Here is a 14,369-nt window from a genome sequence, read left to right on the forward strand (position 1 = left end):
GGCGGAGAGGTTGCCGGCCGCGTCACGGGCCCGCACGGCGAACCGGTAGGCGGTGGCGGGAGCCAGCCCGTCGACGTCGGTCATGTGCGTCCCGCCCGGTACCGCCCTGACCCGGGCGCCGCCCCGGAGGACCTCGTACCCGGTGACGCCCCGGTCGTCGGTGGACGCCTCCCACATGACGTGCACCGAGGTGGCGCTGCTCGCCTGGGCGGTCACCGCGCCCGGCACGGTCGGCGCCCTGCCGTCCCGCTCCCCGGCGGTCGCGGAACACCCGGCGAGGACGAGGGCGCAGAGCGCCAACACGGCGTGGCGGAACGGGCGTCGCACGGTCGCGGCCTCCCTCCGCACAAGTTGGTCCAGACCTATATCGCACAGTCGGCGGCGCACGGCAAGGGGGCGGACGCTCCGGGTCCGGTACGCAAATCCTTCCCGGCCGCGATGAGTTCCGCCCGCCGGGCCGGTCTCACCGGTATGGACAACCACACGCAGTCCCCCCGCCCCGACCTGGGGCCCGCCGCCGGAGCCGTGGCCCGGCTGCTCGACGGTGTACGCGACGAGCAGCTCGCGGCGCCGACGCCGTGCCCCGCGTACTCGGTGCGCGAGCTCATCGGGCACCTCGACGGGCTCACCACCGCCTTCGAGGCAGCAGCCCGCAAGGACTTCGGCCCTGCGACCGCCACCGACCCGGGGTCGGTCACCCCCGAGCCGCCCGCCGACTGGCGCACCGGGCTGCCGGGACGGCTCGCGGCGCTGGCCGAGGCGTGGCGCGCGCCCACCGCCTGGGACGGGGACACCCGGGCGGGCGGCTTCACCTTCCCCGCCGCGATCGCGGGTGTCGTCGCCCTCAACGAACTGGTCGTCCACGGCTGGGACCTGGCCCGGGCGACCGGACAGCCCTACGATCCCGGCGCCGCGAACCTGGAGGTGGTCCACGGCTTCTTCGCGGCGAGCCGGGACGACGCGATGCGCGCCCCCGCGTTCGGGCCAATCGTGGAGGTGCCCGAGGAAGCCCCGGTGCTCGACCGGGTGGTGGGGCTCAGCGGACGGGACCCGGGCTGGGCCGTCTGAGCCCGGCGGCGACGGCGAGCGCCGTCCCCAGCGGCAGCGACCCGGCCGCGCACAGGGCCCGGCGGGCACCGGCGGCCGGGTCCGTGCTGCGGACGGCCGAGGCCGCGGGCCCGCTGGCGCCCGCGGCCGTGCCGAACGTCAGACGGGCTCCCTCGTCGGGATCCTGAGCTGGTTGAAGCCGTAGTACAGCGCCAGTACCCCGTGCGCGGCGAGCGTGAGCGGCGCCGAGACGAAGGCGAGCAGGACCGTCGCCGGATAGGCGAGCGAGCCCAGCGCGAAGCGGGCGCGGGTGGCCCGGGCGGCGGTGAAGTCGACGCGTCCGTCGAAGAGGTGGCCGGTGCGGGTCACATGCCACCACAGTGCCTGGAAGTTGAGGGCCATGACGACCATGAGTCCGCTGTAGACGGCGGCGGCCACGTGCGAGGCGTTGTCCTCCCGTAGGTATTCGGCCATCAGCCCCGCGGGCCAGGGGATCGCGGCAACGGTCATGAGCAGCAGCAGATTGAGGAACATCAGCGTGCGGTCGACGCGCACCACATAGCTGAACAGCGTGTGGTGGTTGACCCACATGATGCCGATGACCAGGAAGCTCACCACGTAGGCGGCGTACGAGGGCCACTGGTGGCCGAGGTCGCTCCAGAGGTGGTCGCCCGCGTGCGGGGGCACCTTGATTTCCAGGATCAGAAGGGTGATCGCGATGGCGAAGACGCCGTCGCTGAAGGCCTCCACCCGGCTCGATTCATTCACCGGGTGAACTGAACCCGACGCGCGCCGAATCTTCAACTTCCTTTTGCCACAAGGCTGTACGGCCCCTCGCGGTAGTGGTAGGAAAGTTTCCTAACAAAACAGGGAACGACCGACTCCCCCAGGAGGTCAGGTGCTCACCCCCCACTCCAGCGCCCTCGCACGACGTCTGCGGATCACCGCGTCCGCCGTGCTCGGTGCCGCCGTGATCGCGCTCCCCGCGGCCACCGCCACCGCCGCGACCAGCCACAATGCCCCCATGGCAGCAGCGGCTACCGGGCTCGACGACCCGGCCAAGAAGGAAATCGCGATGGAGCTCGTCTCCAGCGCGGAGAACTCCTCACTGAACTGGAAGGCCCAGTACAAGTACATCGAGGACATCGACGACGGCCGGGGCTACACGGCCGGCATCATCGGGTTCTGTTCCGGCACCGGTGACATGCTCGACCTGGTCGAGCTGTACTCCGCCCGGGAGCCCGGGAACGTACTCCAGAAGTACCTGCCCGCGCTGCGCAAGGTGAACGGGAGCGACTCGCACGCCGGGCTCGACCCCAACTTCACCAAGGACTGGAAGACGGCCGCCTCGGAGACCGCCTTCAAGAACGCCCAGAACGACGAGCGGGACCGGGTCTACTTCAACCCCGCCGTCAAGCAGGGCAAGGCCGACGGTGTGGGCACGCTCGGGCAGTTCATGTACTACGACGCCATCGTCATGCACGGCGACGGCGGCGACCCGACCAGCTTCAGCAGCATCCGTAAGAAGGCGCTGGCCAAGGCGAAGCCGCCGTCCCAGGGCGGCGACGAGACGAAGTACCTCAACGCCTTCCTCGACGCCCGCGTCTGGGCGATGAAGCAGGAGGAGGCGCACAGCGACACCAGCCGCGTCGACACCGAGCAGCGGGTGTTCCTCAAGAAGGGCAACCTCAACCTGAACACGCCGCTGGACTGGAAGGTCTACGGCGACCCGTACCACATCGGCTGAGCCGGCCGCATGACAGAGCGGCGCGTACGACACGGGGTAGGTGTCGTACGCGCCGCTCGCGTGCGGGCCGGGTGGGGCGGGTTCAGTGCGCGGCCACCACGGGCTCCGCGAGCACGGGCGCCCCGTCCGGCGAACTCGCCTTCCGCCCCAGGTGGTTGAAGGCCAGATTGAGCACGATCGCCACCACGCAGCCGGTGGAGATGCCGGAGTCGAGCACCACGCGGACGTTTTCCGGGAAGGCGTCGTAGAAGGTCGGCGCGGCGATGGGGATCAGCCCGATGCCGAGCGCGGCGGCGACGATCAGGGCGTTCTCGCCCTGCTCCAGGGCCGCGGTGGCCAGCGTCTGGATGCCGCTGGCCGCGACCGAGCCGAAGAGGACGATGCCCGCGCCGCCGAGCACCGGCAGCGGTACGAGCGCGATCACGGACGCGGCCACCGGGCACAGCCCGAGCAGGATGAGGATGCCGCCGCCGGTGGCGACCACGAAGCGGCTGCGCACCCTGGTCATCGCCACCAGACCGATGTTCTGGGCGAAGGCGCTGGCCATGAAGCCGTTGAAGAGCGGGCTGAGCGCGCTGCCGAGGGTGTCGGCGCGCAGTCCGCCCTCGATGGTCCGCTCGTCGGCGGGCCGTCCGACGATCTTGCCGAGCGCCAGCATGTCGGCGGTCGACTCCGTCATACAGACCAGCATCACGATGCACATCGAGACGATGGCCGCGGCCTCGAAGTGCGGGGCGCCGAAGTGGAACGGCGTGGGGAAGCCGACCGCGTCCGCGCCGCGGAGCGCGTCCAGACTGGTCATGTGGAACGGCACGGCGACCAGGGTGCCGACGACCAGTCCGAGCAGGATCGCGATCTGCTGGAGGAAGCCGCGCAGCAGCCTGCGCAGGGCGAGCACGATCACCAGGGTGAGCGCGGCCATGCCGATGTTCTTCATCGAACCGTAGTCGTGGGCCGCGGCGTCGCCGCCCTGGGCCCAGCGGAAGGCGACCGGGAGCAGCGAGACGCCTATCAGGGTGATCACGGTGCCGGTGACGACGGGCGGGAAGAAGCGGAGCAGCCTGCTGAAGTACGGGGCGAGCAGGAAGCCCAGCACACTGGCGACGATCACCGCCCCGAAGATGACGGCCATGCCCTCGTGGCCGCGGTCCTTGCCGATGGCGATCATCGGGGTGACACCGGCGAAGGAGACACCGTTGACGAACGGGAGGCGGGCGCCGACCTTCCAGAACCCGAGGGTCTGGAGCAGGGTGGCGAGCCCGGCGGTGAAGAGGCTCGCGCCGATCAGGAACGCGGTCTCCTTGGGGGTGAGCCCGACGGCGGGCCCGACGACCATGGGCGGGGCCACCACGCCCGCGTACATCGCGGCCACGTGCTGGAGGCCACTGGTGAACATCTTCAGTGGGGGCAGGGTCTCGTCGACCGGGTGTTTCTCAGGGGCGGGGTCGGGAGCACTTACGTCGTTGCGAAACCTGGGCTGCGGGGCCACGGGCGGTTCCTCCGGTCGGTTACACGTCGGCGGGTGACGCGGGTGTCAGGGAGGTGGTGCTGGGTGACGCGTGCGTGGGTGTCGGCGGTGTCGCGTACGGCGTACGGCAGGGTCTCGTACGGGTACGGAAGTGCGGGCGGTACGGGCGGTGCGCCGTGCGGGGATGGGCACGGGTCACCGTCCCGGGGAGCGCGCACGTATCTGTGGTGCGCACTCCCCGGGCGCGGCTGCCGCGGACCCCGCTCGGGTCCACGGCGACCGGCCGGGGGCCGTCCCCCTCGGCCGGACTCCTGGGCGGGAATCCCGGTCCGGGATCAGCCCTGCGCGGCGATCCGCGCGAGGCGCTGCGCCTCGTCCCGCGTGGCGCGGGCGATGGCGTCCTCGTCGACGTCGAGGAGCCGGTTGTCCTCGACGATCTGCTTGCCGTTCACGAACGACGCCGTCACCGGGGCGGCGGCGCCGAAGACCATGGCGGTGACCGGGTCGGCGATGGAGGCGTGGGCGAGGGTGTCGAGCCTCCACAGCACGAAGTCGGCGAGCTTGCCGGCTTCGAGGGAGCCGATCTCGGCGGCGCGGCCGAGCACCTGGGCGCCGCCGTACGTACCGAGCCGCAGCGCCTGGCGGGCGTTCAGGGCCGCCTCGCGGTGGGCGCCGAGACGGTTGATCAGGAGCGCGTTGCGCAGTTCCGTGTGGAGTTCGCCGGACTCGTTGGAGGCGGTGCCGTCGACACCGAGACCGACCGGGACACCCGCCTTCAGCATGTCCGGGACACGGGCGATACCGGCCGCCAGCCGCGCGTTGGAGGAGGGGCAGTGGGCGACGCCGGTGCCGGTACGGGCGAAGGCGGCGATGTCGGAGTCGTTCATATGGACGCAGTGCGCCATCCACACGTCCTCGCCGAGCCAGCCGGTCGACTCGAAGTAGTCGGTGGGCCCCATCCCGAACAGTTCCTTGCAGAACTGCTCCTCCTCCACGGTCTCCGAGCCGTGGGTGTGCAGCCGTACGCCCTTGCGGCGGGCCAGCTCCGCGCCCTGCTTCATCAGTTCGGTGGAGACCGAGAACGGCGAGCAGGGGGCGACCGCGACCTGCGTCATCGCGCCGAACGAGGCGTCGTGGAAGCGGTCCACGGTCTCCTCGGTCCCGGCGAGCGCGCCCTCCAGGGTCTCGACGGCGAAGTCCGGCGGCAGTCCGCCGTCCTTCTTGCTGCGGTCCATGGAGCCGCGAGCCAGCGTGAACCGGACACCCATCTCGGAGGCCGCGCCGATGATCGCGCCGGACAGGTCCCCGGCGCCGCGCGGGTACACGTAGTGGTGGTCCATCGCAGTGGTGACACCGCCGCGGGCCATCATGGCGAGGGAGCCCTGCGCGGCGACCCGCGCCATCTGCTCGTCGATGCGGGCCCAGGTGGGGTAGAGCGCCACGAGCCAGTTGAAGAGGTTGTGGTCGGTGGCCAGGCCGCGCGTGATCCACTGGTAGAAGTGGTGGTGCGTGTTGACCAGCCCGGGGGTCACCAGATGGCCGGTGCCGTCGATGCGGCGGACCACGCTCGTAAGGCCCTCCGGGGCGCTGCCCGCGCCGATCGACTCGATCGTGTTGCCGGCGACGACGAGATACCCGCAGGCGTACTCGGTGTCGTCGGCGTCCACGGTCGCGATCGCGCAGTTTTCGATGACGATGCGCTGGGCTGCCGATGGTGCCATCGTGCTTCCTCTTCTTTCACGAGCTCGGGGGTGGGCACGGCAGGACCCTGGAGGATTTGAGTGCCGGGGCCGGGCGGCCCACGGGTGCCGAGGGAGGGACGCGCCCCCGGGCGGCGGGGACCGGGGGCGCTCCGCGTCAGAGGTTGGTCATGTCGACGGGGATCCGCGGCTCGACACCGTCCCGCAGGATGGTTGCCTCGATCAGACCGTAGGGGCGGTCGGCCGCGAAGTAGACCTCGTTGTCGTTCTTGAGCCCGAACGGTTCGAGGTCGACCAGGAAGTGGTGGTTGTTCGGCAGCGAGAAGCGGATCTCGTCGATCTCGCTGCGGCTGTTGATGACCCGCGAACCCATCTGGTAGAGGGTCTGCTGGAGCGAGAGGGAGTACGTCTCGGCGAAGGCCTGGAGGATGTGCTTCTTCGCCTGCTCGTACGACTTCTCCCAGTTGGGCATCCGGTCGTCGTCGCTGGTCCAGTTGTACCGCCAGGCGGCGGAGACGTCGGTGCACAGGATGCGGTCGTACGCCTCCTTCAGCGTCGTGTACTTGTCCTTGACGTATCCCCAGAACTCCGAGTTGGTGGAGTTCATGACCGTCAGGTCCTTCAGGCCCGAGACGACTTCCCAGTTCTCACCGTCGAAGGTGATCTGGGTGGTGCGCAGTTCCTGGCCCTTGCGGGCGAAGGAGTGCCGTACCTCGTCCGAGCCGATGAACCTGGAGTTGGCGTCGGAGGTGGCGATCCGCTCCCACGCGTACTCCTCGATACGGATGCGCGCCCGGTGGATGGGCTCCTGCGAGGTGACGAAGTGGCGGGCGAGGTGGATGCCGAACTGTTCGGCGGACTCTATGCCGTACTCCTTGGCGAAGGCGAACACCGTGTTCTTGGTGGTGTCCGTCGGCAGGACGTTGGCGTTCGAGCCGGAGTAGTGGACGTCCTCCATGTCGCCGGAGAGGGCGACCGAGACGTTCAGGTCCTTGATGTGGTGGGTGTCGCCGTCCCGCGTGATCTTGACGACGCGGTTCTCTGCTTTGCCGTACTGGTTCTGGCCGAGGATCACGGGGCGGGTGGGACGGGAAATGTCAGTCATTTGTCTGCTAGCTCCCTCGGTAAACGGAGTAGCCGAACGGGTTGAGCAGCAGCGGTACGTGGTAGTGCTCGCCCGGCACGACGGCGAACGTGATCGCCACCTCCGGGAAGAACGCACCGCTGTCCCTTACGCGGGGGGCGTCCTGCTGCGCCTCGGCGGCTTGCTTCTTGGCGAAATACGTCTCGGTGTCGAAGTCGAGCCGTACATGGGTCGTGCCCTCCGGCAGCGCCGGAAGGTCCTTGCAGCGCCCGTCCGCGTCGGTCGCGGAGCCGCCGAGCGCCACCCACTCGGCGTCGCGGCCCGAGCGGGCGGCGAGCGAGACGGCGACGCTCCCGGCGGGGCGTCCGACGCTGGTGTCCAGGATGTGCGTGGACACCGATGCGGTGGTCGCGGTGCTCATCAGTCCCTGTCCTCTTCTTCTGTTTCCACGAGACGGGTCAGCCGGATCCGGTTGATCTTCCCGAGTTCGGCGCGCACGATCTCGCGCTCCGCCTCGGCGGTGTTGCCGATCCTGGCCCTCATCGCGTCGCGCATCTGCTCACCGGTGGCCCCGGTGGCGCAGATCAGGAAGACATGGCCGAACCTGTCCTGGTAGGCCAGGTTGAGTTCGAGCATCTCGGCCCTGAGCTCCTCGGTGGCGCCGGCCATCCCCCGCTGCTCGCGGGCGGAGGTCGGGTCCCCCGGCTTCGGCCGCCCGATCGGCGGGTGCCCGGCCATCGCCTCTTCCAGGTCCTTCACGTCCAGTTCGGCCGTGGCGGCGTCGCTGGCGGCGAAGAGCTCGTCGGCGGTGGCGTACGGGCGCCGGGCGAGCAGCTTGCTCCCCCATACCGAGCTGGCGCACACCTCGTGGAGCGCGGCGCGGGCCGTGCTGTCGTCGGAGGTGTTGAACCGGGCGAGGCCCGGCGTCGAGGTCGAAGTCACGAACGGCCTCCGTGGCCTTGGTGCTGGACGGGCTGCGGATAGCTAACGCCCTCGGAAACATCCCGTCAACACTTTGTTGAAAACTTGGAGCAACAAAAAGCCGCCGCCCGGGATCACGGACGGCGGCCGGCCGGAGACGGCCCACGGAGGGACGTTCTCACTCGCTTTTGGCGGCGTTTTCCCTGTTCAGGTAGTTGTACACGGTGAAGCGGCTGACCCCGAGGGCAGACGCGACGGTCTCCACCCCATGGCGTACGGAGAAGGCTCCGCGCGCCTCCAGGGTCCGTACGACCGACTGCTTGGCCTTGCGGTCCAGCTCGGCCAGCGGCCTGCCGTGCCGACGCTCCAGGGCGGCCAGGATGTGGTCGAGGGAGTCCGACAGCTGGGGCAGCCGCACGGCGATGACGTCCTCGCCCTCCCAGCTGAGCACCACGTCGTCGGGCTGGGCCTGGTCGGGTCCGAATATCTCCGCCCCCATGGCGTCCACCAGCGGCTTGACCGCGGTGACCAGCGGGTGGTCGGCGGGCTCGGTCACTTCTCCCCCTCCGCCACCACGTTGACCTGGAGCGAGACGCGGGTGGCGCCGGCCGCGAGGGACTGGCGCAGCAGCGCGTCGACGGCCGTGAGCACCTGGTCGGCGCCGCCCTCGGCGGTGTTGCCGAAGGGGCCCACGTCCACGGCGTCGAGGGCCGCCGTCTGCAGGACCTCACGGGCGGCCACCGCGTGCGGGGGCGCCTCGTCCAGGTCGAAGGGCTCGGTCGTGAACTCCACTCTCAATCGCACGCGCACAACCTACTGCCCGGATCGCGAGATCCGGGAGGCCAATCGGACGGGCCCTCTTGACAAGCTCACCGCTCTCCCTGCAACCTTCCATCAAGCAGAAAGTAACTTCCGCAATACGGAAGGAGCCGAATCCCATGGCCCCCTTTTTCGAGCATGGACGCGGCTCGGACCAGCGCTTCGATGTGAACCTCTCGATCCTCTTCACGGAACTCCCGCTCCTGGAGCGTCCCGCGGCAGCCGCCGCGGCCGGCTTCACCGCGGTCGAGCTGTGGTGGCCCTGGATCGAGACCCCCGCTCCGGCGCAGGCCGAGCTCGACGCCCTGAAGAAGGCGCTCGACGACGCCGGCACCCAGCTGGTGGGGCTGAACTTCTACGCGGGCGCCCTGCCGGGCCCCGACCGCGGAGCCCTCTCCGTACCGGGCGAGGAGTCGGACCGCTTCCGCGCCAACATCGAGGTCGCGGCCGGCTTCGCCGCCTCGGTGGGCTGCCGGGCGCTCAACGCGCTGTACGGCAACCGGATCGAGGGCGTCGACCCGCAGGTGCAGGACGCGCTCGCGCTGGAGAACCTGGTGCTGGCCGCCCGCGCGGCCGACCGGATCGGCGCGGTCCTCCTGATCGAGACCCTCAACAAGCCGGAGTCGCCGCTCTACCCGCTGGTGAGCGCCCCGGCCGCGATCGAGGTCGTCGACAAGGTGAACGCGGCGACCGGTCTCGGCAACGCCAAGTTCCTCCTCGACATCTACCACCTGTCGATGAACGGCGAGGACGTCGCCGAGGTCATCGAGGCCTACGCGGACAAGACCGGCCATGTGCAGATCGCCGACAACCCGGGCCGCGGCGCGCCGGGCACCGGCTCGCTGCCCCTGGAGGCCCTGCTGGACCAGCTGGCCAAGGCCGGTTACGACGGCTGGGTCGGCCTGGAGTACAAGGCCGCCGACGCCGCCGCGTCCTTCGCCTGGCTCCCCGCCGAGGCCCGCGCGGCGCGCTGAGGCCTTCCGGGCTTCGCCGCCCCCTGAACTTCCTGACGTGACACCGCAGTTGAGAGAGGCCCCCCATGAGCACCCGCGCAGACTCCGCCCCGGCCACCCGCCCGACGATCGCCTGGATCGGCCTCGGCATCATGGGCTCGCCCATGTCCGAGAACCTGATCAAGGCCGGTTACCCGGTCACCGGCTTCACCCTGGAGCAGGACAAGCTGGACCGGCTGGCCGCCGCCGGCGGCACCGCCGCCTCCTCAATCGCCGAAGCGGTCAAGGACGCGGACGTCATCATCACGATGGTCCCGGCGTCCCCGCAGGTCGAGGCGATCGCCTACGGCGAGGACGGCATCCTGGCCAACGCCCGGCAGGGCGCCCTGCTGATCGACATGTCCTCGATCACCCCGCAGACCTCCGTCGACCTCGCCAAGAACGCCAAGGAGAAGGGGATCCGCGTGCTGGACGCCCCGGTCTCCGGCGGCGAGGCCGGCGCCATCGAGGCCGTGCTCTCCATCATGGTGGGCGGCGACAAGGCCGACTTCGACGCGGCCAAGGACATCTTCGACGCGCTGGGCAGGACCATCGTCCTCTGCGGCCCGCACGGCTCCGGCCAGACGGTGAAGGCCGCCAACCAGCTCATCGTGGCGGTCAACATCCAGGCGTGCGCCGAGGCCGTGGTCTTCCTGGAGAAGTCCGGCGTCGACCTCGCCGCGGCCCTCGACGTCCTCAACGGCGGTCTGGCCGGCTCGACCGTGCTGACCCGCAAGAAGGACAACTTCCTCAACCGGGACTTCGCGCCGGGCTTCCGTATCGACCTGCACCACAAGGACATGGGCATCGTCACCGACGCCGCCCGCAACGTCGGCGCGGCGCTCCCGGTCGGCGCGGTCGTGGCCCAGCTGGTCGCCTCGCTGCGCGCCCAGGGCGACGGCGGCCTCGACCACTCGGCGCTGCTGCGCGCGGTCGAGCGCCTGTCCGGCGCCCGGATCTGAGCCTTCCGGCTCCCCAGACTTCCGGGCGGCGGTGGCGCCGACACCTGTCCTGTCGCGCCCAGGCGTCGCCGCCGCCCGGAACACCCCACTTCATTTTCAACAAACTGTTGACGTTGCTTCGGGGCGTACCTACGCTCCTGACACCGCAGACCGCTCAGCAGTGCAGCTCCCGTACGGAAGGTCACGATGTCGAAGCGCGTGCTTACGACCGAGTCCGGCGCCCCCGTCGCCGACAACCAGAACTCCGCCACCGCCGGCGTCGGTGGCCCCATCCTCCTCCAGGACCAGCACCTGCTGGAGAAGCTCGCACGCTTCAACCGTGAGCGGATCCCGGAGCGCGTGGTCCACGCCCGCGGCTCCGGCGCGTACGGCTACTTCGAGGTGACCGACGACGTCACCGGCTTCACCAGGGCCGACTTCCTCTCGCAGGTCGGCCGGCGCACCGAGACGTTCATCCGCTTCTCCACGGTGGCGGACTCGCTCGGCGGCGCGGACGCGGTCCGCGACCCGCGCGGCTTCGCGCTGAAGTTCTACACCGAGGACGGCAACTACGATCTCGTCGGCAACAACACGCCGGTGTTCTTCATCAAGGACCCGATCAAGTTCCCCGACTTCATCCACTCCCAGAAGCGCGACCCGTTCACGGGCCGGCAGGAGCCGGACAACGTGTGGGACTTCTGGGCGCACTCCCCCGAGGCCACGCACCAGATCACCTGGCTGATGGGCGACCGCGGCATCCCGGCGTCGTACCGCCACATGAACGGCTACGGCTCGCACACCTACCAGTGGACGAACGCGGCGGGCGAGGCCTTCTTCGTCAAGTACCACTTCAAGACCAACCAGGGAGTCCGCTGCCTGTCGTCCGAGCAGGCGGCGGAGCTGGCCGGCAAGGACGCCAACTCGCACCAGACCGACCTGCTCCAGGCGATCGAGCGCGGTGTGAACCCGTCCTGGACGCTGTACGTGCAGGTCATGCCGGCGTCCGAGGCGCCCGACTACCGCTTCAACCCCTTCGACCTGACGAAGGTGTGGCCGCACGCCGACTACCCGCTCCAGCGGGTGGGCCGCCTGGTCCTGGACCGCAACCCCGACAACGTCTTCGCCGAGGTCGAGCAGGCCGCCTTCTCCCCGAACAACTTCGTTCCGGGCATCGGTCCCTCGCCCGACAAGATGCTCCAGGGCCGCCTGTTCGCGTACGCGGACGCGCACCGCTACCGCCTGGGCGTCAACCACACCCAGCTGCCGGTGAACGCGCCGAGGGCGACGGTGGCGGACAACTACGGCCGCGACGGTCTGATGGCGACGCGCTACGGCTCGCGCCACGACAAGAACTACGAGCCGAACTCGTACGCGGGCCCGGCCCAGACGGACGAGGCGCTCTCCGCCCCGCTGGCGATCGCCGGCTGGACGGGCACCCACGCGGCCCCCACCCACGTCAAGGACGACGACTTCTTCCAGGCGGGCGAGCTGTACCGCCTGATGTCGGACGACGAGAAGTCGCGCCTGGTGGCGAACATCGCCGGGGGCCTGTCCCAGGTCACCCGCGACGACGTGATCGAGAAGAACCTGGCCCACTTCCACGCGGCGGACGCCGAGTACGGCAAGCGCGTGGAGGAGGCGGTCCGCGCCCTGCGCGAGGACTGATCCCCGGTCACACATGTCCCAGACCGCGTGCGGAGCCTGACGGGAGGTCGGGTTCCGTACGCAGTCCGGACCACCGGCCCGGATGAGGGGTGGCCGGTGGCTCCGGACGCTCGGTGATCGCGGCGGCGCGTCGATGCCAGTGCGGTGGTCAAGGTCTGTCCCGGCCCCTTCCTGACCTGAAGGAAGGATGCCAGGACCAACCAATCGCCCGCCGCCGCGATCCCGTCCACCCTCCCTCAAGCTCCGCCCGGCGGTGCGAACGACCACTTCTCCCGGCCGCCCTCGCACTGCTCCGCAGGCTTCGCCCGGCTGCGCCGGACTCCGTCCGCCGGCCCACGTCCCCACCAAGCTCCGCCCGGCGGTGCGAACGACCACTTCTCCCGGCCGCCCTCGCACTGCTCCGCAGGCTTCGCCCGGCTGCGCCGGACTCCGTCCGCCGGCCCACGTCCCCACCAAGCTCCGCCCGGCGGTGCGAACGTCCTGTCGCGCCAGCCTCGTTCCGTCGGGCGGTCACCACCTCCTGGCCCGGGCGCTCGGTTCGGTTTACGGTCCTGAACCGCGCGCTCGTCGATCAAGGTTTCACCTGTACTTATGGGTGGAGCCTTGATCCTTTTTGTGACCGTGGGAACATCATGGGAACACGGTCTTGAGGAATTCCCTATTCGTCTGCCATGGCGAGCATCGTTGAGCGCGTCCGGTCTCTCCCCGGTGGCCGGACGCCGCCCCTCACTCCCCGGCCCCGGCCGAGCCCATGGGCGGGGCCTCAGCCTGTTCGACACCCGAGGCGACATGTCACGGGCTCCGCTACACCGCTAACACGTCTCGCGCACACCCCACATCATGTCCCGCATGCGTTCCCGCACAGCAGCCGCCATCGGCACCGCCGCCCTGCTCGCTGCCCTGACTGCGTGCACCGCCACCGAGACGCACCACACCACGCCGCGCGCCAACAAGCAGGTCACCCACAGCCCGTCCATCGCGAGCAAGTACGAGCAGACCTGGAAGACCCCCTACAAGGACACCACCTGTGGCGACTTCCTTACCAGGATGAGCGAGCACGAACGCTGGGCCATGGCCGCGGACATGCTCAGCAGCTCCCGAAAGACCGACGGCGCCATCACCATCCCCGTCGATTCGGAGATCACCCGCTTCGAGAAGGACATAGCTATCACTTGCTCAGCCTCGCCCGTACTCAAGACTCCCGAGATCGCCGTCACGATCTACCTCATGGATCCCAGCTATAAGCCGTGAGTTCAGGGCGCGCGTTTACTGGCGGGGGCTATGCTCCCGCGCACATCGACTGCGGGGTGGTGGGGATGGCGGAGTACTCCGACATACAGCGGGCGGTCCGGGTGGAGAAGCTGCGGATCTGGTTCGCATGGCTGTGCGGCAACATCATCATGCTGATGATCGCCGTCGCCACACAGGACGTTGCAGTCATCAGCGTCATCACACAGGTGCTGCTCGTCGTCGTGTTCCTCGCCCTCACGGTGGCGCTTTTCCGGATGACGGGCGCGCTGAACCGGAAGGCCGCGGCGGCGCGGCGTGAGGTGCTCGGCGAGGATTACCCGGGCTGAGCCTGGACATGAAGCGGCCCCGCTCCGGAGTCCGGGCGGAGCCGTCGTCGTGCCGTAGTTGCATCCAGGACGATCAGCCCTCATGAAGGACCCCACGTCCGGTGGGCCCGGACTAGCCCCGCCATCGCGCGGGGCTTTGCCATATCCATCCCGCGCCCGCCCGTACGCGCCAACACGCCTCCAGCAGCGCTGGAGTGGGGGCACATGATCCAAGCACGAGGCACGGGCGGACAGATCACCTTCGACGGACAGACCGTCACCATCACCCGCAAGGGATTCCTCCGACGCGCCCCACACGGACGCGACGAGAACTTAGTGATCTTCACCAAGAAGCAGATGCCGGCCTCCGAGGAACTACGCAAGGCTCTCGATGCCGCGATCACCGCGCAGCTCGCCCCGCCGCAAGCC

At 69.8% G+C, this 14,369-nt stretch carries 16 protein-coding genes and 1 pseudogene; 8 read left to right on the plus strand and 9 right to left on the minus strand.

Features of this window, described 5'->3' with window-relative positions:
• On the minus strand, positions 1–327 hold a 327-nt coding region (locus ACJA3G_RS13775), incomplete at its 3' end, for a fibronectin type III domain-containing protein (RefSeq protein WP_406553241.1).
• A 111-nt stretch (positions 328–438) separates the two neighbouring features.
• Here ACJA3G_RS13775 and ACJA3G_RS13780 point away from each other — a divergent pair.
• Positions 439–1,068 (plus strand): TIGR03086 family metal-binding protein, encoded by a 630-nt coding sequence (locus tag ACJA3G_RS13780; RefSeq protein WP_406553242.1) that lies wholly within the window; start codon positions 439–441, stop codon positions 1,066–1,068.
• A gap of 138 nt (positions 1,069–1,206) precedes the next feature.
• On the opposite strand, the gene ACJA3G_RS13785 is transcribed toward ACJA3G_RS13780, so the two are convergent.
• Positions 1,207–1,815: a TMEM175 family protein gene (locus tag ACJA3G_RS13785; protein ID WP_406553243.1), complete on the minus strand. Its 609-nt coding sequence runs from the start codon at positions 1,813–1,815 to the stop codon at positions 1,207–1,209.
• Between the two features lie 130 nt (positions 1,816–1,945).
• Between ACJA3G_RS13785 and ACJA3G_RS13790 the strand changes: the two genes are divergently transcribed.
• A complete protein-coding gene (locus ACJA3G_RS13790) occupies positions 1,946–2,794 on the plus strand; it encodes a chitosanase (RefSeq protein ID WP_406553244.1) in 849 nt (282 codons plus the stop codon).
• 82 nt (positions 2,795–2,876) lie between these two features.
• Here ACJA3G_RS13790 and ACJA3G_RS13795 read toward each other — a convergent pair whose 3' ends face one another.
• The 7 genes from ACJA3G_RS13795 to ACJA3G_RS13825 form a co-directional block, all read right to left on the minus strand.
• Positions 2,877–4,283, minus strand: a complete 1,407-nt coding sequence (locus ACJA3G_RS13795) for a nucleobase:cation symporter-2 family protein (protein WP_406553245.1) — start codon at positions 4,281–4,283, stop codon at positions 2,877–2,879.
• A gap of 314 nt (positions 4,284–4,597) precedes the next feature.
• Positions 4,598–5,983: an 8-oxoguanine deaminase gene (locus ACJA3G_RS13800; RefSeq protein ID WP_406553246.1), complete on the minus strand. Its 1,386-nt coding sequence runs from the start codon at positions 5,981–5,983 to the stop codon at positions 4,598–4,600.
• A gap of 136 nt (positions 5,984–6,119) precedes the next feature.
• Positions 6,120–7,067, minus strand: coding sequence for a factor-independent urate hydroxylase (pucL, locus tag ACJA3G_RS13805; protein WP_406553247.1), 948 nt, complete (start codon positions 7,065–7,067; stop codon positions 6,120–6,122).
• A gap of 7 nt (positions 7,068–7,074) precedes the next feature.
• On the minus strand, positions 7,075–7,467 hold the full coding sequence (gene uraH, locus ACJA3G_RS13810; RefSeq protein ID WP_406553248.1) for a hydroxyisourate hydrolase: 393 nt from the start codon (positions 7,465–7,467) through the stop codon (positions 7,075–7,077).
• Positions 7,467–7,988 carry a 2-oxo-4-hydroxy-4-carboxy-5-ureidoimidazoline decarboxylase gene (uraD, locus tag ACJA3G_RS13815; protein ID WP_406553249.1) on the minus strand — a complete coding sequence of 174 codons (522 nt, stop codon included), beginning with the start codon at positions 7,986–7,988 and terminating at the stop codon, positions 7,467–7,469. Before uraD ends, uraH begins: the two co-directional genes overlap by 1 nt.
• Before the next feature lie 157 nt (positions 7,989–8,145).
• Entirely contained in the window at positions 8,146–8,523 is a 378-nt protein-coding gene (locus ACJA3G_RS13820; protein ID WP_406553250.1) for a helix-turn-helix domain-containing protein, read from the minus strand.
• Complete coding sequence (locus tag ACJA3G_RS13825; protein ID WP_406553251.1) at positions 8,520–8,771, minus strand: hypothetical protein; 252 nt, start codon at positions 8,769–8,771, stop codon at positions 8,520–8,522. The genes ACJA3G_RS13820 and ACJA3G_RS13825 overlap by 4 nt, the downstream gene beginning before the upstream one ends.
• 134 nt (positions 8,772–8,905) lie before the next feature.
• Here ACJA3G_RS13825 and ACJA3G_RS13830 point away from each other — a divergent pair, with 134 nt between their 5' ends.
• The 6 genes and pseudogenes from ACJA3G_RS13830 to ACJA3G_RS13855 form a co-directional block, all read left to right on the plus strand.
• Entirely contained in the window at positions 8,906–9,760 is an 855-nt protein-coding gene (locus tag ACJA3G_RS13830; RefSeq protein ID WP_406553252.1) for a TIM barrel protein, read from the plus strand.
• A gap of 65 nt (positions 9,761–9,825) precedes the next feature.
• Positions 9,826–10,740, plus strand: coding sequence for a 2-hydroxy-3-oxopropionate reductase (locus tag ACJA3G_RS13835; RefSeq protein ID WP_406553253.1), 915 nt, complete (start codon positions 9,826–9,828; stop codon positions 10,738–10,740).
• Positions 10,741–10,926: 186 nt separating this feature from the next.
• The gene (locus ACJA3G_RS13840) at positions 10,927–12,384 is read left to right on the plus strand and encodes a catalase (protein ID WP_406553254.1); all 1,458 of its coding nucleotides are present in this window, start codon (positions 10,927–10,929) and stop codon (positions 12,382–12,384) included.
• An 849-nt stretch (positions 12,385–13,233) separates the two neighbouring features.
• Positions 13,234–13,635 (plus strand): hypothetical protein, encoded by a 402-nt coding sequence (locus ACJA3G_RS13845; RefSeq protein ID WP_406553255.1) that lies wholly within the window; start codon positions 13,234–13,236, stop codon positions 13,633–13,635.
• Between the two features lie 65 nt (positions 13,636–13,700).
• Positions 13,701–13,961: a hypothetical protein gene (locus tag ACJA3G_RS13850; protein ID WP_406553256.1), complete on the plus strand. Its 261-nt coding sequence runs from the start codon at positions 13,701–13,703 to the stop codon at positions 13,959–13,961.
• Between the two features lie 204 nt (positions 13,962–14,165).
• Positions 14,166–14,369: pseudogene (locus ACJA3G_RS13855) on the plus strand (hypothetical protein); the annotation flags it as partial.

The organism is Streptomyces sp. YS-3, assembly GCF_045257485.1.
Lineage (GTDB): Bacteria > Actinomycetota > Actinomycetes > Streptomycetales > Streptomycetaceae > Streptomyces.